The sequence below is a fragment of the Nocardioides sp. CCNWLW216 genome, from assembly GCF_037120545.1.
Classification (GTDB): domain Bacteria; phylum Actinomycetota; class Actinomycetes; order Propionibacteriales; family Nocardioidaceae; genus Nocardioides; species Nocardioides lianchengensis.
In genome coordinates this window covers 432,510-449,917 of record NZ_JBBBBJ010000001.1, presented here as the reverse complement: position 1 = coordinate 449,917, position 17,408 = coordinate 432,510, and the positions used below count along the sequence as shown (strand labels likewise).

Annotated in this window: 15 protein-coding genes; 6 read left to right on the top strand and 9 right to left on the bottom strand. The window is 72.2% G+C overall.

All coding sequences use genetic code 11. From position 1 onward, the window contains the following. Positions 1-132 precede the first annotated feature (132 nt). Genes V7S47_RS02125 through V7S47_RS02115 form a run of 3 tightly spaced genes read left to right on the top strand, consistent with a single transcriptional unit; the run spans position 133 to position 3,452 of the window. Positions 133-909, top strand: a complete 777-nt coding sequence (locus V7S47_RS02125) for an ATP-binding cassette domain-containing protein (protein ID WP_090849946.1) — start codon at positions 133-135, stop codon at positions 907-909. A 20-nt stretch (positions 910-929) separates the two neighbouring features. Next, positions 930-2,204 (top strand): sugar ABC transporter permease, encoded by a 1,275-nt coding sequence (locus tag V7S47_RS02120; RefSeq protein ID WP_090849944.1) that lies wholly within the window; start codon positions 930-932, stop codon positions 2,202-2,204. 21 nt (positions 2,205-2,225) lie between these two features. Next, positions 2,226-3,452, top strand: coding sequence for an ROK family protein (locus tag V7S47_RS02115; RefSeq protein ID WP_090849942.1), 1,227 nt, complete (start codon positions 2,226-2,228; stop codon positions 3,450-3,452). Here V7S47_RS02115 and V7S47_RS02110 read toward each other — a convergent pair. From V7S47_RS02110 to xylB, 3 genes are read right to left on the bottom strand one after another with little or no spacing between them, the layout of a single operon-like run. Further along, positions 3,435-4,649 carry an ROK family transcriptional regulator gene (locus V7S47_RS02110; protein WP_336560038.1) on the bottom strand — a complete coding sequence of 405 codons (1,215 nt, stop codon included), beginning with the start codon at positions 4,647-4,649 and terminating at the stop codon, positions 3,435-3,437. The two genes, V7S47_RS02115 and V7S47_RS02110, sit on opposite strands and share 18 nt — an antisense overlap. Continuing rightward, a complete protein-coding gene (gene xylA, locus V7S47_RS02105) occupies positions 4,639-5,805 on the bottom strand; it encodes a xylose isomerase (RefSeq protein ID WP_336560037.1) in 1,167 nt (388 codons plus the stop codon). The genes V7S47_RS02110 and xylA overlap by 11 nt, the downstream gene beginning before the upstream one ends. Positions 5,806-5,831: 26 nt before the next feature. Beyond that, complete coding sequence (xylB, locus tag V7S47_RS02100; RefSeq protein WP_336560036.1) at positions 5,832-7,196, bottom strand: xylulokinase; 1,365 nt, start codon at positions 7,194-7,196, stop codon at positions 5,832-5,834. A 103-nt stretch (positions 7,197-7,299) separates the two neighbouring features. Here xylB and V7S47_RS02095 point away from each other — a divergent pair, with 103 nt between their 5' ends. Then, complete coding sequence (locus V7S47_RS02095) at positions 7,300-7,761, top strand: DUF5709 domain-containing protein (RefSeq protein ID WP_090849933.1); 462 nt, start codon at positions 7,300-7,302, stop codon at positions 7,759-7,761. 24 nt (positions 7,762-7,785) lie between these two features. Then, the gene (locus tag V7S47_RS02090; protein WP_170866893.1) at positions 7,786-7,929 is read left to right on the top strand and encodes a GPGG-motif small membrane protein; all 144 of its coding nucleotides are present in this window, start codon (positions 7,786-7,788) and stop codon (positions 7,927-7,929) included. Positions 7,930-7,982: 53 nt separating this feature from the next. Here V7S47_RS02090 and V7S47_RS02085 read toward each other — a convergent pair whose 3' ends face one another. After that, positions 7,983-8,381: a VOC family protein gene (locus tag V7S47_RS02085; RefSeq protein WP_336560035.1), complete on the bottom strand. Its 399-nt coding sequence runs from the start codon at positions 8,379-8,381 to the stop codon at positions 7,983-7,985. A gap of 60 nt (positions 8,382-8,441) precedes the next feature. Here V7S47_RS02085 and V7S47_RS02080 point away from each other — a divergent pair, with 60 nt between their 5' ends. Next, a complete protein-coding gene (locus V7S47_RS02080) occupies positions 8,442-9,317 on the top strand; it encodes a TIGR03619 family F420-dependent LLM class oxidoreductase (RefSeq protein ID WP_336560034.1) in 876 nt (291 codons plus the stop codon). A 41-nt stretch (positions 9,318-9,358) separates the two neighbouring features. On the opposite strand, the gene guaA is transcribed toward V7S47_RS02080, so the two are convergent. From guaA to V7S47_RS02055, 5 genes are all read right to left on the bottom strand, one after another. Continuing rightward, positions 9,359-10,924 carry a glutamine-hydrolyzing GMP synthase gene (gene guaA / locus V7S47_RS02075; RefSeq protein ID WP_336560033.1) on the bottom strand — a complete coding sequence of 522 codons (1,566 nt, stop codon included), beginning with the start codon at positions 10,922-10,924 and terminating at the stop codon, positions 9,359-9,361. Between the two features lie 255 nt (positions 10,925-11,179). After that, a complete protein-coding gene (locus tag V7S47_RS02070) occupies positions 11,180-12,907 on the bottom strand; it encodes a GMC family oxidoreductase (RefSeq protein WP_336560032.1) in 1,728 nt (575 codons plus the stop codon). Beyond that, the gene (locus V7S47_RS02065) at positions 12,907-14,529 is read right to left on the bottom strand and encodes a succinic semialdehyde dehydrogenase (protein ID WP_336560031.1); all 1,623 of its coding nucleotides are present in this window, start codon (positions 14,527-14,529) and stop codon (positions 12,907-12,909) included. The genes V7S47_RS02070 and V7S47_RS02065 overlap by 1 nt, the downstream gene beginning before the upstream one ends. A gap of 231 nt (positions 14,530-14,760) precedes the next feature. Continuing rightward, positions 14,761-16,215 (bottom strand): aldehyde dehydrogenase, encoded by a 1,455-nt coding sequence (locus V7S47_RS02060; protein ID WP_336560030.1) that lies wholly within the window; start codon positions 16,213-16,215, stop codon positions 14,761-14,763. Positions 16,216-16,288: 73 nt separating this feature from the next. Continuing rightward, entirely contained in the window at positions 16,289-17,407 is a 1,119-nt protein-coding gene (locus tag V7S47_RS02055; protein ID WP_336560029.1) for a hypothetical protein, read from the bottom strand. Position 17,408 lies beyond the last annotated feature (1 nt).

The following is a 17,408-nucleotide window of genomic DNA, read 5'->3' as shown; positions in this document are numbered from 1 at the left end:
TCCCCGCCGGGCAGGCCGCCGACCGGATCGGTCGGCGGCCTGCCTCCTTCCACGAGAGGCGCCTGGCTCGTACCCTCGGCCCGGGCGCCTTTCGTTCTTCCGAACAACAATTACTGAGGAGAGTGGGACCTCATGACACAACCGCTGCTCGAGCTGCGCGGGGTCAACAAGAGCTTCGGTGTGGTGCACGTCCTGCACGACGTCGACTTCGCCGTCTACCCGGGCCAGGTGACCGCCCTCGTCGGCGACAACGGCGCCGGCAAGTCCACCCTGGTCAAGATCATCGCCGGCATCTACGGCCGTGACACGGGCGACTACCTGTTCGACGGTGAGCAGGTCAACGTCCACGGCCCGCGCGACGTCGCGGACCTCGGCGTCGAGGTCGTCTACCAGGACCTCGCGCTGTGCGACAACCTCGACATCGTCGAGAACATGTTCCTCGGCCGCGAGCTGCGCTCAGGCATCGTGCTCGACGACAACGCGATGGAGGAGAAGGCGCGAGAGACCCTCGCCTCCCTGTCGGTCCGCACCGTGAAGTCGGTGCGCCAGAGCGTGGCCAGCCTCTCCGGCGGCCAGCGCCAGACCGTCGCCATCGCCAAGGCCGTGCTGTGGAACTCGAAGGTCGTGCTGCTCGACGAGCCGACCGCCGCCCTCGGTGTGGCCCAGACCCGCCAGGTCCTCGATCTGGTGCGCCGCCTCGCCGACCGCGGCCTGGGCGTGGTGCTGATCTCGCACAACATGACCGACGTGCTCGAGGTCGCCGACCGCATCACTGCTCTCTACCTCGGCCGGGTCGCGGCCGACGTCTTCAAGGAAGACGTCAACCAGACCCAGATCGTCGAGCTCATCACGACCGGACGCTCCGGGGAGCTCGGCATCGCCGAGAACCCCGCGACCGCGACCGTCTGAGAAGGACCGGAGACCTCATCATGACCGTCGGATCCGACATCCCCGCGAAGACCGCCGACAGCGACTTCGCCAACGACAACCGCCAGGCCGCCACCATCGGCGACGCCGCGCGTGACTACCTCAACCGCCTCCGTGGCGGTGACATGGGCTCGCTCCCGGCCATCCTCGGCCTGGTCGTGCTCTTCGGCGTCTTCACGACGCTCCACGACCGGTTCCTCACCACCTACAACATGGCGAACCTGGTCATCCAGGCCAGCTCGATCATCGTGCTGGCCATGGGCATCGTCTTCGTCCTGCTGCTCGGCGAGATCGACCTCTCGGCCGGCGTCGCGGGCGGCGCCTCGGCGACGATCATCGCCCTGGTGATGATCGACTACGACTGGCCGTGGTGGGCAGCCACGATCGCCGGCATCGCCGCCGGTGCCGTGATCGGCTTCGTGATCGGCTCACTGGTCTCGTTCCTGGGCATCCCGTCCTTCGTGGTCACCCTGGCGTTCTTCCTCGCGCTCCAGGCGGTGCCGCTGAAGCTCATCGGCTCGGGCGGCTCGCTCCGGTTCGACGACTCGGTGCTGCGTGGCCTGTCGATCAAGAACATCCCCGTGACCGCCGGCTGGATCGCAGCCGGCCTCATCGTCGTCGGGTTCGCCGCCCTGTCGCTGTGGCGCTACCGGTCGCGCTCGGCGCGTGGCCTGGTCCACCAGCCGCTGGCCCTGGTCGTCATCCAGATCGTCGTCCTCGCCGCGATCGTCCTGGGCCTGACGGCGCTCCTCAGCGCCAACCGCGCCCCGAACCCGAACCTGTTCGAGATCTCCGGGATCCCGCGGGTGCTGCCGGTCGTCATCGCGCTGCTGCTGTTCTGGACCTTCGTGCTGACCCGGACCCGCTTCGGCCGACACCTGTACGCCGTCGGCGGCAACGCCGAGGCCGCGCGCCGCGCCGGCATCAATGTGACCCGGATCAAGATCAGCGCCTTCATGATCTGCACCGGCATGGCGGCGATCAGCGGCCTGCTGTCCGCGTCGTACACCGGCAAGGTCTCGCCGGGCTCCGGCGGCGGCAACGTGCTCCTGTACGCCGTCGCGGCGGCCGTCATCGGCGGCACCAGCCTCTTCGGTGGTCGCGGCCGGGCCATGGACGCGGTCATCGGCGGCCTGGTCATCGCGACCATCCCGAACGGTCTGGGCCTGCTCAACCAGGCGGCGTACATCAACTTCGTGGTGACCGGCGGCGTGCTGCTGCTCGCCGCGAGCGTCGACGCGATCTCGCGCCGCCGTCGCTCCGCAGCGGGCGTCTAGGTCGAGACCGGACCGATCACCATGAGCCGCCAACGGGCGGGCCTCGGCACCAACCAGGAGGCCGTGCGCCGCCACAACCTCGGGACCCTCCTGCGCCACGTGCACCGGGCGGGACACATCTCCCGCGCCGAGCTGACCAGCATGATGGGGCTGAACCGCAGCACCATCGCCGGGCTGGTCGCGGAGCTGGAGTCGCTCGGCGTCACCGAGCGCGCGCTGCCGGTCGGCGCGCGCCAGGGCGCCGGGCGACCCTCCGCGGGGGTCGCCCTGGCCGACAACGGCCCGTACGTCATCGCGGTCGACCTCGGGGTCGATCGCGCGGCGGTGGCCCGGGTCGGGCTGGGCGGCGTCGTCCAGCAGCGCACCGAGGCCCCCATCGACGGGGGCGGGGGCGAGGCCTGGCAGGTCGGCGCCTCGGTCGCCGCCCTGATCCGGGGCGTCGTCGAGGGCGCGCCGGCCGCCGCTCCCCTGGTCGGGATCGGCGTCAGCGTCCCGGGTCTGGTCCGGCGCAGCGACGGGCTGATCCGGCTGGCCCCGAACCTGGAGTGGCACGACGTCTCCTTCGGCAGCATCGTGCTGGCGGCGCTCGGCCTGGACATCCCCGTGTCGATCGCCAACGACGCCGACCTCGGCGCCCTCGCCGAGCACCAGCGCGGCGCGGGCGTCGGGATCGACGACCTCATCTACGTCTCCGGCAACGTCGGCGTCGGTGCCGGTGTGATCACCGGCGGTCACCGGCTCCAGGGCGCGGGCGGGTACGCCGGCGAGCTCGGCCACCTGCGCTTCAACCCGCAGGGCCGGCCCTGCCACTGCGGCAACCTCGGCTGCTGGGAGACCGAGGTCGGCGCGCACGCGATCGCCGAGGCGATCCACTGCCCCGCCGACAAGGTCGCCCAGCTCGGCGAGGTCCTCGGCGGCTTCGACAAGCCGACCCGCGAACTGCGCGCCACCGGTACGGCGCTCGGCCACGGCCTGGCCAGCATCGTCAACGCCTTCAACCCGCGTCTGGTGGTCCTCGGCGGCTACTTCCGCTCGCTCTTCATGCTGGTGGGCGCCGAGGTCAACGCCGGTCTCGCCGACCGCGCGCTGCCCGCTCCTCTGGAGTCGGTCACCCTCGCGCTGCCGGGCCTGGGCGAGGACTCGGTGCTCCTCGGGGCCGCCGAGATCGCCTTCGAGCCGCTCTTCGTCGACCCGGTCGCCGCACTCGGCAACGCCCTGGTCGACGTGCGCTCACGCCTCGCCGGCTGAGGCCTCGCGCGCCGTCAGGTCGAGATCGCCGGCGAACACGTCCGCGAAGGCCTGCTCGGCGGCGCCCAGCGCGGCCGCCTGGATGCCGAGCGTGCTGAGCCGCAGCTCGGGCCGCACCTGGGCCGCCGACGCGAGTCGCCGGTCGAGGGTGGCCCGGGCGGGGGCCAGGACCAGCTCGCCGAGCGGCACGAAATAGCCGCCGAGGACGACCACCTCCGGATCCAGTACGCCGGCCAGCATCGCCAGGCCGAGACCGACGTCCTCCCCCACCCGGGTCAGCACCGCCCGTACGCCGGGGTCGAGCGCCGCCCGCTCCGCGACCGCGGAGGCCGTCTCCAGCGGGGTGTCCAGCTCCGGCATGCCGACCGCCGCGAGCACCGCGTGCAGGCCGATCGAGGCCTCCCAGCAGCCCTGCCGCCCGCAGCCGCAGCGGGCCGAGGAGTCGCCGATCGGCATGTGGCCGACCTCCCCGGCGAACCCCGCTGCACCGCGGACCAGCTCGCCGCGGTCGACGATGCCGGCGCCGATACCGACGGTGCCGGTGAGGTAGAGGGCATGCTCGGCGCCGACCGCCGCGCCGTGGTGCGACTCGGCGTACGCCGCGCAGTTGGCGTCGTTCAGCACCCGGACCGGCGCGCCGACCAGTGCCTCGACCCCGTCGGCCAGGCCCGGGCCCTCGACGCCCAGGTTCGGCGCCCAGGCGACGGTGCGGTCGTCGCCCCGCACCAGCGCGGGTACGGCGACCGTCGCGCCGACCAGGACCTGCCCGGCGGCCCGGCAGCGGGCGGTGACGTCACGGGCCAGCCCGGCCAGGGCCGCCTCGTCGACGCCCCCGTCGAGGGCGACCGGGCGGGTCTCGGTGAGCCGCACCTGCCCGGCGAGGTCGAGCACGACCGCGGCGACGTAGTCGACGTTGAGCTCCAGGCCCAGGCCGACCCAGGGCTCACCGCGCAGCGCCACCGGGCGCCCGGGCCGACCCCGGGCGCCGCTGCGGACCTCGCTCTCGGCGGAGGACTCGGTGACCGCCCCCGCCTCCTCCAGGCCGGCGACGATCACGCCGACCGTGGCCTTGGCGAGGGCGGTGCGCTGCGCCAGCTCGGCCCGGGTCGCGGGTCCGAGCTGGCGCAGGCTGCGGAGCACCAGCGCGGCGTTCTGCCGCCTCAGGCGCTCCGTGCTGGCCGGTCGGTCAGCGGACACCGTAGAGGTGCTCGAGGGCGAGCTGGTCGAGGTGCTCGACCGCGGCGCCCTGCTGGGCCAGGAGCTCGGGGTCCGGCAGCGGCCAGTCGAGCAGCTGCTGCCACCCCTCGCCCTCACCGAGCGTGGTCTGCGCCAGCTCGGGGAGCTTGGCGGCCGCCAGCGCGGCCTGGACCTCGGGGTCGGCGCGGAAGGCCTTCACCTTCTCGCGCAGGATGAGGTAGTTGCGCATGTTGGCCGCGGCCGAGACCCACACGCCGGCCTCGTCCTCGATGCGCGCCGGCTTGTAGTCGAAGTGGACCGGGCCGTCGTACCCGCCGGCGAGGAGGGTGTCGACCACCCAGAACGCGCCACGGACGTTGCCGGCCCCGAAGCGCAGGTCCTGGTCGTACTTCGGGCCGTTCTGACCGTTGAGGTCGATGTGGTAGAGCTTGCCGGCCCACAGCGCCTGGGCGTAGCCCGCCGCGGCGTTCATGCCGGCCATCTCCTCGTGCCCGATCTCCGGGTTGACGCCGACCAGCTCGGGCCGCTCCAGCTCGTTGATGAAGGCGAGCGCGTGACCGATCGTCGGGAGCAGGATGTCGCCGCGGGGCTCGTTCGGCTTCGGCTCGATGGCGAAGCGGAGGTCGTAGCCCTTCTCGGTGACGTACTCGCCCAGGAGGTCGAAGGCCTCCTTCATCCGGTCCAGCGCGACCGCGGTGTCCTGCGAGGCGCCGTACTCCGCGCCCTCGCGGCCGCCCCAGGCGACGTAGACCTTGGCGCCGAGCTCGGCGGCCAGGTCGACGTTGCGCATCACCTTGCGCAGCGCGAAGCGGCGGATGTCGCGGTCGTTGTTGGTGAAGCCGCCGGCCTTGAAGACCGGGTGGCTGAACAGGTTGGTGGTCGCGGTCGTCACGGCCAGGCCGGTGTCGGCCAGGCCCTTCTTGAACCGCTCGATGATCGCGTCGCGGGTGGCGTCGTCGCTGCCGAAGGGGATCACGTCGTCGTCGTGGAAGTTCACGCCGTACGCGCCCAGCTCGGCGAGCTTCTCCAGCGCGTGGATGGTGTCCATCGGCGGGCGGGTCGCGCCGCCGAACGGGTCGACGCCCTGCCAGCCGACGGTCCAGAGACCGAAGGAGAACTTGTCCTCGGGCTGCGGCGTGGGGATCTCGATGGTCATGGTGGTGCCTCTCTTCGTTGAGCCGGTCAGGCGTCGCGCACGGCCGCGTAGGCCGTGCGTACGACGGGGGTGGGGTCTGCGGTGAGGGTCTCGGTGGCGGCCAGCTCCCAGTCGGGCAGCCGACCGGTCAGCGCCCAGGCGGCCTGGCGGGCGGCGCCGCGGGCGACGTACTCCCCGGCGGGCGGGAGGACGACCGGACGGCCGAGGACCGCCGGCGCCAGCGCGCGTACGGCGGCGCTGCGCGTCGCCCCGCCGACCATGAGGATCCGGCGCGGCTCCTGCCCGGTCGCGCCGACGACGAGGTCGACGGCGTCGGCCAGCGAGCAGAGCAGCGCCTCGACGGCGGCGCGGGCGAGGTCCTCGCGGGTGGTGCGGGGGGTGAGCCCGACCCAGGTGCCGGTGGCGTCGGGCCGGTTCGGGGTGCGCTCGCCGCCGTAGTAGGGCAGCAGGGTGAGCCCGTTCGACCCGGCCGGCGCGGCGAGCGCGAGCGCGGCCAGCTCGTCGTGGTCGACGCCGAGCCAGCGGGCCTGCAGGTCGAGGATCTGGGCGGCGTTGATGGTGGTGGCCATCGGCAGGAAGCCTCCGGCGGCGTCGGCGAAGCCGGTGATCGCCCCGCTGCCGTCGGCGACCGGGACCGCGCTGATCGTGGACGCGACCCCGGAGGTGCCGATGGAGACCAGGACGTCACCCGCCTCCAGGCCCATGCCGAGGGCGGCCGCGGCGTTGTCGCCGGAGCCGGCCGCGACCGGCGCGCCGCCGGCGGTGTGCGCGGCGACGGCGTCGGGGGCGACCACGGTCGGCAGGCCGACGACGCGGCCGAGTGCGAGCTCGAGCAGGTCGGGTCGCCACTCCCCCGCCGCGGTGGCGAAGTAGCCGGTGCCGGACGCGTCGCCGCGGTCGGTGAAGGCCGGGGTGCCCGGCGCCGAGAGGTGGCGCGAGACGTAGTCGTGGGGCAGCAGCACCTCGGCGACCCGGGCCGCGTTCTCCGGCTCGTGGTCGCGCAGCCAGCGCAGCTTGCTGGCGGTGAACGAGGCGACCATGACGCTGCCGATCGCGTCGGCGCAGGCCTGCGGGCCGCCCATCTCCTCGATCAGGTCGCGGGCGGCCCCGGCACTGCGGGTGTCGTTCCACAGCAGGGCGTCGCGGACCGGCACGCCGGCCTCGTCGAGGGCCACCATGCCGTGCTGCTGGCCGCCCACCGCGACCGCGTCGGCCCGCTCCAGCAGGCCGGCGGTGGCGGTGTCGAAGGCGCTCAGCCAGGCGCGCGGGTCGACCTCGGTGCCGGCGGGGTGCGGCGCCGTACGGCTGTCGACGACGGTGCCGTCGTCGGCATCGACGAGCAGGGCCTTGGTCGACTGCGTCGAGGAGTCGACGCCTAGGACGAGGGTCACACCCGCAATTAAGTACGAGACTCGAACTAAAGTCAAGGAGTGGGCATGACGCTCGTGACGGCCGGGTACTCGATCGGACGGACACGACAGACGAGGAGGGACCATGACCCAGGGCGACAGCACCCCGGATCCGGCCGACCAGGAGACCTACGGCGACTACAGCGTCGACGACGAGGACCAGCCGGTCGCCGAGGACCAGCTCCTCGACCAGGACGTCGCGGACGAGGCCGACCGCGGGTACAGCCCGCCCGAGAGGTACTCCGCCGGCCAGGGCTACGGCAACACGCCCTGGGAGGAGGAGCACCGCGAGACCATCGACCAGCGCCTCGACCAGGAGGAGCCGGAGCCCGACCCGTACGACGAGAAGGTCACCGAGGACCTTCGCGACGGCGAGGTGGGCGATCGCCGCGCCGGCCGTCTGGTCGACCCCGACCAGGGCTTCGGCACCGACACCGAGTCCGACCTGGTCGGCGAGGACGTCGGCATCGACGGCGCCGCGGCGTCGGCCGAGGAGGCCGCCGTCCACATCGTCGAGGACCCCTCCTCCGACGACGACTACCGCTAGACCTCTACGACAGGAGCAACACTCATGGGCTTCATTCTCTGGATCATCGCCGTCATCCTGGTGATCGCGGGCATCTTCCAGCTCTTCAAGGGCGAGACCCTCTGGGGCATCGTGCTGATCATCGTCGGCTTCGCCGTCGGCCCGGGCGGCTACAGCATCTTCAAGTAGCGCCCGCTCCTCGATCGCCCGTCCGACCCCGTCGGACGGGCGATCGTCATTTCTCAGTCCTCGGGCTCGTCGGCCAGCACGACCTCGACCTCGAACCCCTCGTCGTTCTCCAGGTAGAGCGCCGTGTGCCGGTCGCCTCCGGCGTGCGGGTAGCGGTCGGCGAACATCTCGTGCCAGCCGTGCGCGCTCGACTCGGCCCGGAGCCGGTCGAGGGTACGGCGGTCGCCGATGTGCAGCGCGAGGTGGTTGACCCCCGGCCGGAGCCGGTCGTGCGGCTCGTCGACCTGGTCGCCCGAGCGCTCCAGGAAGACGTAGGTGCCGTCCGGGTGCGCCCACGAGCGGACCGCCTCATCGGCCTCCCAGCCCAGCTCCCCGAGCAGCCAGCCCCATTCCTCCGCAGCCAGGTCCGGGTCACTCACCCACAGATCGAGGTGGTGCAGCGCACGCATCATCGGGCCACCCTAAGTCCCGTCCGCCGCGCACGAAACGAGAACAGGTTCTAGTCTGGCCTCGTGCGCTTCTCCATCAGTACGGCGTTCCTGCCGACCGACCAGCTGACGCCCATCGCCCGGGCGGCCGACGAGCTGGGCTACCACGCCCTGGCGATCCCCGACCACGTGGTCGACCTGGAGACGCTGAGCACGCCGTACCCCTATACGCCGGACGGCGCCCGCCGCTGGGACTTCTCCGCGGAGTGGCCCGATCCCTGGGTCCTGGTCGGCGCGCTCGCCGCCGTCACGACCCGGCTGCGGTTCTTCACCTCGGTCTACGTGCCGGCGATGCGCAACCCGTTCCAGGTCGCGAAGTCGGTCGGCACCGCGGCCGTGCTGTCGGGCAACCGGGTCGCGCTGGGGGTGGGCATCGGCTGGTGCGAGGAGGAGTTCGCGCTGCTGGAGGAGAACTTCCGCACCCGCGGCAAGCGCACCGACGAGGGGCTCGCCCTGGTCAAGGAGCTCTGGGAGCCCGGCTGGACGGAGTTCAAGGGCGACTTCTACGACGCCCCGAGACTGGTGATGGAGCCGACCCCGACCGAGCAGCCCCCGGTCTACGTCGGCGGCCTCTCCGAGATCGCCTTCGCGCGCGCCGCCCGGCACGACGGCTGGATCGGCGATATGTACAAGACCGACGAGGCCATCGGCTGGGCCACCCGGCTCGCCGAGGTGCGCGAGGAGAAGGGCGCGACCGGCGACTTCTCGGTCATCGTCGCCCTCACCGACGCGTTCCTCCCCGAGCACTTCGAGCGCGCCCGGGCCGGCGGCGTCACGGACTGCATGACCATGCCGTGGGCCTACTACTTCGGTCTGGACGCGGGCGTCGACCAGAAGGTCGAGGGCATGGCCCGCTTCGCTGCCGACGTCATCGAGCCGCTCCGGGCCGCCGCGGGCTGATTCGTCCGCTATCCGGACGCCGCGCAGCCGACCGACCCCGGCTACTCCCACTCGATGGTGCCGGGGGGCTTCGAGGTGACGTCGAGCGTGACCCGGTTGACCTCGGCGACCTCGTTGGTGATGCGGGTGGAGATGCGCTCGATGACGTCGTACGGGAGGCGGGCCCAGTCGGCGGTCATCGCGTCCTCGGAGGTGACCGGGCGGATCACGACCGGGTGGCCGTAGGTGCGGCCGTCGCCCTGGACGCCGACGGAGCGTACGTCGGCCAGCAGCACGACCGGCATCTGCCAGATGTCGCGGTCGAGGCCGGCGCGGGTGAGCTCCTCGCGGGCGATGGCGTCGGCCTCGCGGAGCAGGTCGAGCCGCTCGCGGGTGACCTCGCCGATGATCCGGATGCCCAGGCCGGGGCCGGGGAACGGCTGGCGCCAGACCATGGTCGACGGCAGGCCGAGCTGCTCGCCGACCGCGCGGACCTCGTCCTTGAACAGGGTGCGCAGTGGCTCGATCAGCTCGAACTTGAGGTCGTCGGGCAGCCCGCCGACGTTGTGGTGGGACTTGATGTTGGAGGTGCCGGCGCCGCCGCCGGACTCGACCACGTCGGGGTAGAGGGTGCCCTGGACGAGGTACGCCGTCTCCCCCTCCTCGGCGTCGCCGAACACCCGGACCTGGGCGGCCTCGAAGGTGCGGATGAACTCGCGCCCGATGATCTTGCGCTTCTGCTCGGGCTCGCTGACCCCGGCGAGCGCGTCGATGAACTGGTCGGCGGCGTCCACGACGTCGAGGGCGTCGAAGACCTCCTCGAAGTCTCGGCGGACCTGCTCGGTCTCGCCGAGGCGCATCATCCCGTGGTCGACGTAGACGCAGGTGAGCCGGTCGCCGATGGCGCGCTGCACGATCGCCGCGGCCACGGCGGAGTCGACACCGCCGGAGAGCGCGCAGATCGCCCGCCCCGCGCCGACCTGCTCGCGGATCCGCTCGACCTGCTCCTCGACGATGTTGAGCATCGTCCAGGTCTGCCGGCAGCCGGCGATGTCGTGGAGGAAGTGCTCGAGGACGGCCTGGCCGTGCTCGGAGTGCAGCACCTCGGGGTGCCACTGCACGCCGGCCAGGCCGCTGTCGACGTTCTCGAACGCCGCGACCGGCGTGGACGCGGTCGAGGCGAGCACGGTGAAGCCCTCGGGGGCCGCCGTGACGGAGTCGCCGTGCGACATCCAGACCCGGTGCTCGGCGGGGATGTCGGCCAGCAGGGTGCCGGGCTCGCCGACGACCACGTCGGTGCGGCCGTACTCGCGGGCCCCGGTGTGCGCGACCTCGCCGCCGAGGCCGCTGGCCATCAGCTGGAAGCCGTAGCACATGCCGAAGACGGGGGTCCCGGACGTGAAGATGGCGGTGTCGATCCCGGGCGCGCCCTCGGCGTACACCGAGGACGGACCACCCGACAGGATGATCGCCTTCGGCTTGCGCGCGAGGATCTCCTCGACCGGCAGCGTGTGCGGCACGATCTCGGAGTAGACCCGCGCCTCGCGGACCCGGCGGGCGATCAGCTGGGCGTACTGGGCGCCGAAGTCGACGACCAGGACCAGGTCGTGGTCGGGCTGCTGCGTCATGGGCTGAGCCTATCGGCGCGCGGGCCCCTCCCCCCAGTCGGGAGACGCCCCCGGACGTGCATCAGGGCCCGGCCGGGGAGGGAGGGTGGCCGGGCCCTGATCCGTCCACGCACCTGTTGGACAGCGCCTGGACACGTCGACCCGGTGGTGGGAGGGAGCAAGTGGTCCGGGTCTTCTGCTGCTCCAACGACCCCTCGACGGGCGGGTTACGGCGGGCGCCGTACGAGTTCCGCCGAGGTCTGGACCAGCGTGCCGTCAGCTGACCCCGACGATGGGCAGCCGCAGCGCCCCCGGCGCGTCGGCGGGTACGACGGGCGCCGCCGGGGCGACCGGTTCGAGGCGGACGTAGCTCTCCCCGAGGCCGGGACGCTGGTCGCGCTCGCCCTTGTTGGGCCAGAACGCCATCGCCCGCTCGGCCTGCGCCGTGATGGTCAGCGACGGGTTCACGCCCAGGTTGGCGGTGACCGCGGAGCCGTCCACGACGTGCAGGCCGGGGTGGCCGTAGAGCCGCTGGTAGGGGTCGACCACGCCGGTCTCGGGCGAGTCGCCGATCGCGCAGCCGCCCAGGAAGTGGGCGGTCAGCGGCATGTTGAACGCATCGCCCACCGCGCTGCCGGGGAAGCCGTTCATGATCCGCGCCATCGCCCGGATCGCCTCGTTGCCGGCCGGGATCCAGGTCGGGTTCGGCACGCCGTGGCCCTGCTTGGAGGTGAGGTAGCGCTTGCGCGTGAACGGGATCCGCTTGGTGTAGGTCGTGATCGAGTTGTCGAGGCTCTGCATGACCAGCGCGATGACCGTCCGCTCCGACCAGTGCTTCATGTCGTAGAGGTTGGGGACATCGCGACGCTGCCGCCACATCTCCCGGGCCCAGGTGCGCCAGCGCGGCTCGTCGCCGTCGCCGTCGGTCAGCACCGACTGCAGCAGCGACATCAGGTTGCTGCCCTTGCCATAGCGCACCGGCTCGACGTGGGTGTCGGGGTCGGGGTGGAAGCTGGAGGTGATGGCGACGCCCTGGCTGTAGTCGACGTCGCCGTCGTAGGCGATCGCCCCGCCGATGGACTCCGAGTTCGTCCGCGCGAGGTAGCCGATCCGCCCCGAGACGCCGGGCAGGTGCCCCTCGTCCTTCATCCGGTGCAGCAGCCGCTGGGTGCCCAGCGCCGAGGCCGAGAAGACGACCTGCTCGGCCGTGAGGGTACGGCGGGCGCCGCGGCTCGGTCGCTTGGCCTTGGTGAACTTGACCTGGACGTCGTACCCGCCGCCGTCGCGGGGGCTGACCCGGGTCACCGTGGTCAGCGGCAGCACCGCCGCGCCGTGCTGCTCGGCGAGGTAGAGGTAGTTCTTGACCAGGGTGTTCTTGGCGTTGTGGCGGCAGCCGGTCATGCACTCCCCGCAGCCGATGCAGGTGGTGCGCTCGGGGCCGGCACCGCCGAAGAACGGGTCGGCGACCCGCTCGCCCTGCTCCTGGCCGGGACCGCCGAAGAAGACGCCGACCGGGGTCGGGTGGAAGGTGTCGGCCACGCCCATCTCGGAGGCGACCTTCTCCATCACCTCGTCGGACGGGGTGCGCAGCGGGTTCTCGACGACCCCGAGCATCCGCTTGGCCTGGTCGTAGTAGGGCGCGAGCTCGGAGCGCCAGTCGGTGATGTGACCCCACTGCGGGTCCTCGTAGAACGCCGGGAGCGGCTCGTAGAGCGTGTTGGCGTAGACCAGCGAGCCGCCGCCGACGCCCGCGCCGGAGACGATCAGGCAGTCGCGGAGCGCGTCGATGCGCTGGATGCCGTAGCAGCCGACCTCGGGACGGAAGAGGTACTTCTTCACGTCGAACGAGGTGTCGGGCAGGTCGGCGTCCTCGAAGCGGGCGCCGGCCTCGATCACACCGACCCGGTAGCCCTTCTCGGTCAGCCGCAGCGCGGTGACCGAGCCGCCGAAGCCGGAGCCGACGACCAGGACGTCGAAGTCGAAGTCCTCGTGCTTGCCGCTCATCAGGCTCGCCCCAGCTTCTTCATCAGCCGCAGGTTGGCGGTCATCACCTTCGCGTACGCCGCGTCGGACATGCCGAGCATGGGTGCGAACCGGATCAGGCGCTGGGTCGCGACCGACTGCGACTCGGTGTAGCGGTGGATGCCCTCGCTGCCCTGGCGGCGACCCATGCCGGACTGCCGCATGCCGCCCATCGGGGAGTCGATGCTCGCGAAGGTGGCCCCGAAGGCCTCGTTGATGTTGACCGTCCCGCACTTGATCCGGGGCGCGATCGCCCGGGCGCGGGCGCCGTCCTGGCTGTAGATCGACGCGTTCAGGCCGTACTCGCCCTCGTTGGCGCGGGCGACGGCGTCCGCCTCGTCGTGGAAGCGGTAGAGGGAGACGACCGGACCGAAGGTCTCCTTGCCGAAGCAGGTCATGTCGGGCGTGACGCCCTCCAGGACGGTCGGCTCGAAGAAGTAGGGGCCGAGGTCGGGCCGGGCGCGGCCACCGGTCAGCACCCGGGCGCCCTTCGCCACCGCGTCCTCCACGTGGGCGACGACCGTGTCGAGCTGGGCCTGGGAGATCAGCGAGCCCATGTCGTTGCCCCAGTCGAGCGTGGCCCCGAGGGTCATCGCCTCGGTGCGGGCCACGAACCGCTCGACGAACCGGTCGTAGACCTGGTCGGCCACGAACACCCGCTCCATCGACACGCAGAGCTGGCCCGCGTTCGAGAACGACGCGCGTACGGCGCCCTCGGCCGCCTTCTCGAGGTCGGCGTCGCGCAGCACGAGCAGCGGGTTCTTGCCGCCGAGCTCGAGCGAACAGCCGATCAGCCGCTCGGCGCAGGCCTGGGCGACGGTCCGACCGGTGGCGGTCGACCCGGTGAAGCAGACGTAGTCGGAGCGGGCGATCACGGCCGGACCGGTCTCCGCGCCGGGGCCGGCGACGACCTGCCACAGGTCGCGCGGGAACCCGGCCTCCTCGAGCAGCTCGGCCGCGAGCAGGGCCGAGAGCATGGTCTGGGCGTCCGGCTTGGCGACCACGGCGTTGCCGGCGAGCAGGGCGGGGAGGCCGTCGCACAGCGCCATCGTGAAGGGGTAGTTCCAGGGCGAGATGATGCCGACGACGCCCTTGGGCACCCGGTTGACCTCGACGCGCGTCAGGCCCGGGACGACGCCCAGCTTGCGCTGGGTGTCGAGGTGCTGGTGGGCGGTGCGGGCGTAGTAGCGCGCGGTCAGCGCGATGTGGAGCGGCTCGTCGAAGGCGTGCTTGCGGGCCTTGCCCGACTCCCACACGATCAGGTCGATGATCTCGTCCTGGCGGTCGAGCACCAGGTCGTGCAGGCGCAGCAGGGCGGCCGACCGGGCCTCGATGCCGGTGCGCGCCCAGGCCGCCTGCGCGCGCCGGGCCCGCGCGAACGCCTCGTCCACGTCGGCGTCCGTCGACTGCGGGATGTGGGCCAGGGGCGCGCCGTTCAGCGGCGAGCGCACCTCGACCGTGCGCCCGGACGTCGCGAGCAGCCGGGCGGTCAGCGCCTCGACGTACTCCGGCTCCAGGGCGTACGACGCCGCCGGGTCGTGCTCGGGGTCGCGCGGTCCCTCGACGAGCGGACCGCCGGACGGGGTGGGGTTCGAGGCACTCATGATTCCGAGGGTATGTGACCCCCGTCTCCGGAACTACCTTCCAGTAGGAATGTGTCCGGATTTACAAGAGCGGGGTCACTGTCAACGCCGCGCTCTGGTGGTTGAGGTGCGAGCGGAGCGAGCCTCGAAACCCGTCTTGCCGAGAGTCGGCCTCGTCCGAGGGGGCTTCTCAACTCATCGGGTTTCGAGGCTCGGCGCGAGCGCGCCTCGCACCTCAACCAGCGTCGGGGGTCACATGGCCGGCGCGCTGGGGTAGATCGCCTTCAGCTCGGTGTACTGCGCGAGGCCCTCGGGCCCGAACTCCCGGCCGATGCCGGAGGCCTTGAAGCCGCCGAACGGGGCGGCGAAGTCCATCGTGTAGGTGTTCACGCCGTACGTGCCGGCGCGGACCCGGCGGGCCACGTCGAGGCCGGCGGACTGGTCGGCGGTCCACACCGTGCCGGCCAGGCCGTAGTCGGACTCGTTGGCGATCCGGACGGCGTCGTCGACGTCGTCGTACGCGATGACCGAGAGGACCGGGCCGAAGATCTCCTCCTGGGCGATCCGCATCCGGTTGTCGACGTCGGCGAAGACGGTGGGCCGGACGTACCAGCCCGAGGAGAGGCCGTCGGGCATGCCGTTGCCGCCGACGACGAGGCGGGCGCCCTCCTCCTGACCGAGGGCGATGTACTTCTCCACCCGCTCCTGCTGGCGCTGCGCGACCATCGGGCCGATCTCGGTCGCCGGGTCCTCCGGGTCGCCGACGGCCATCCCGGAGACGGTCTCGGCGAGCGCGTCGACCACGGCGCCGTAGTTCTTCCGCGACGCCAGGATCCGGGTCTGGGCGACGCAGGCCTGCCCCGAGTTCATCAAGGCCACGAACTTCAAGCCCTCCATGGTCGCGGCCAGGTCGGCGTCGTCGAGGACGATCGCCGCCGACTTCCCGCCGAGCTCCAGCGACACGCGCTTGAGCTGCTCGCCGCACACCGCGGCGATCTTGCGGCCGGCCGCCGTCGAGCCGGTGAAGGCGACCTTGTCGACGCCCGGGTGGGCGACCAGGTGCTCCCCCACCTCGCGGCCGGCGGCCACGATGTTCACGACCCCGGCGGGTACGCCGGCCTCCGCGAGCAGCTCGGCCATCAGGTAGGCGTCCAGCGGGGTCTCGGGCGCCGGCTTCACCACCACGGTGTTGCCGGCGAGCAGCGCCGGGACGACCTTCGAGATGGTGGTGAACTGCGGGACGTTCCACGGCGGGATGGCCGCGACCACGCCGACCGGCTCGCGCCGCACGATGACGTCGGCCCCCAGCGCCCCCGGCCGGGTCTCCTCCCACGCGAAGGCGCGGGCGATGGTCAGGAACGACTCGATCTGCATCCACGGCGCCGGCGACTGCGCCAGGTTCGCGAACGAGGTCGGGGAGCCCATCTCCGTCGTGATCAGGCCCGCCATCTCGGTCAGCTTGCCGGCGTACAGCATCGAGAAGGCCTGGATCACCTCGATCCGCTCCTCCGGGCTCATCCGCGGCCACGGTCCCTCGTCGAAGGCCCGGCGGGCCGCGGCCACCGCGGCGTCGACGTCGGCGTTGCTGCCCTCCGGCACGGTCGCCACGACCTGCTCGGAGTGGGGCGAGACGACCTGCAGGGTCGCCGAGGTGGCGGGGGCGGCCCAGCCGCCGTCGATGAAGAAGGAGTCGCGGTCGAGGCTCATAGCAGGGTCTCCTGGAGGGGTGCGGGGGTTTCGAGACGGGACTTCGTCCCTCCTCGACCACCGTCGGTCGGGGTCAGGGGGCGAGGGTGAAGTAGTCGACGAAGCCGCTGGGGTCGTGGCGGCCGATGCAGAAGTGCTCGAAGAGGCCCCAGCCCTCGACGGTGCGGCCGCCCTCGGTGAGCAGGCCCTGGCCGACGTGGTCGACGCAGCCGAACATGAAGCGGCCCGTCACCGCCTCGTCGGCCATGTCGTAGGTGACGCGCTCGACGAACTTCTCGCCCTTCCACACGCCGTGGGTCCAGTCCGGGTCGCCGCCGTACCCGCCCCCGACGTGGAGCGGCGTCGCCAGCAGCGAGGAGACCTCGAGCTCGATCAGGTCGCCCGCGCCGTTCGTGCACCGGATCGTCGCGCCGGTCGGGGTCCGGGTCCCGGCGGTGTAGTGGACCTCCACCCGCGGCCAGCCGAGCTGCTCGACGCGGCCGTCGGGCCAGACCCGGTGGCAGTCGTTGAGGGTGCGGTAGCCGTTCGGGTCCTCCTGCAGGATCAGGACGACCGCGAAGTCGTCGAAGGCCAGCGGCACGTAGAGCCACCACATGCCCTCGAACGGCGGGTCGCTCGGCGCGCCCGGAGGCTCCGCCTCCCCGACCGGCCGGATGCCCCAGGAGCGGTCGCGGCTGCCGATCCAGCGGTCCGGGGTGACCTCGATCCGCTCTCCGTCGATCTCGAGGTGGCCGGACCAGCTGCCGAGCTGGGCGAACCGCTGCGCGTCCAGGGTGGTCCGGGCGCCGGAGCGCAGGATGTGGTGCTCCTCCTGGATCACCGGGAAGAGGCCCTGCCAGGTCAGGTCGGCCGCGATGCCCTCGGTCTCGTCGACCTGGATCCGGATCCGCTGGAGCGGCTCCTCCACCTCGACGCGGTAGCCGCCGACCTGCTGGTGGAGCCGGTCCCCGTCGCAGAGGTCGGAGAAGTGCAGGGCGGTCTGCTTCCCGTCGCGCGCGACGAGCAGGTAGGCGTCCTTGGTGCCGAGGTTCGGGTAGTAGCCGAGCCCGGTGATCACCATGATGTCGCCGCTGCGGTCGTGGCAGTTGAAGTAGTTGCGGTCGTAGAAGTTGCGGTCGCTGGACGCCGGCCAGGCGATCGGCAGCGGCGCCTGGTGGATCGGGTACTCGTCCAGGGGGCTGATGCCGGACATC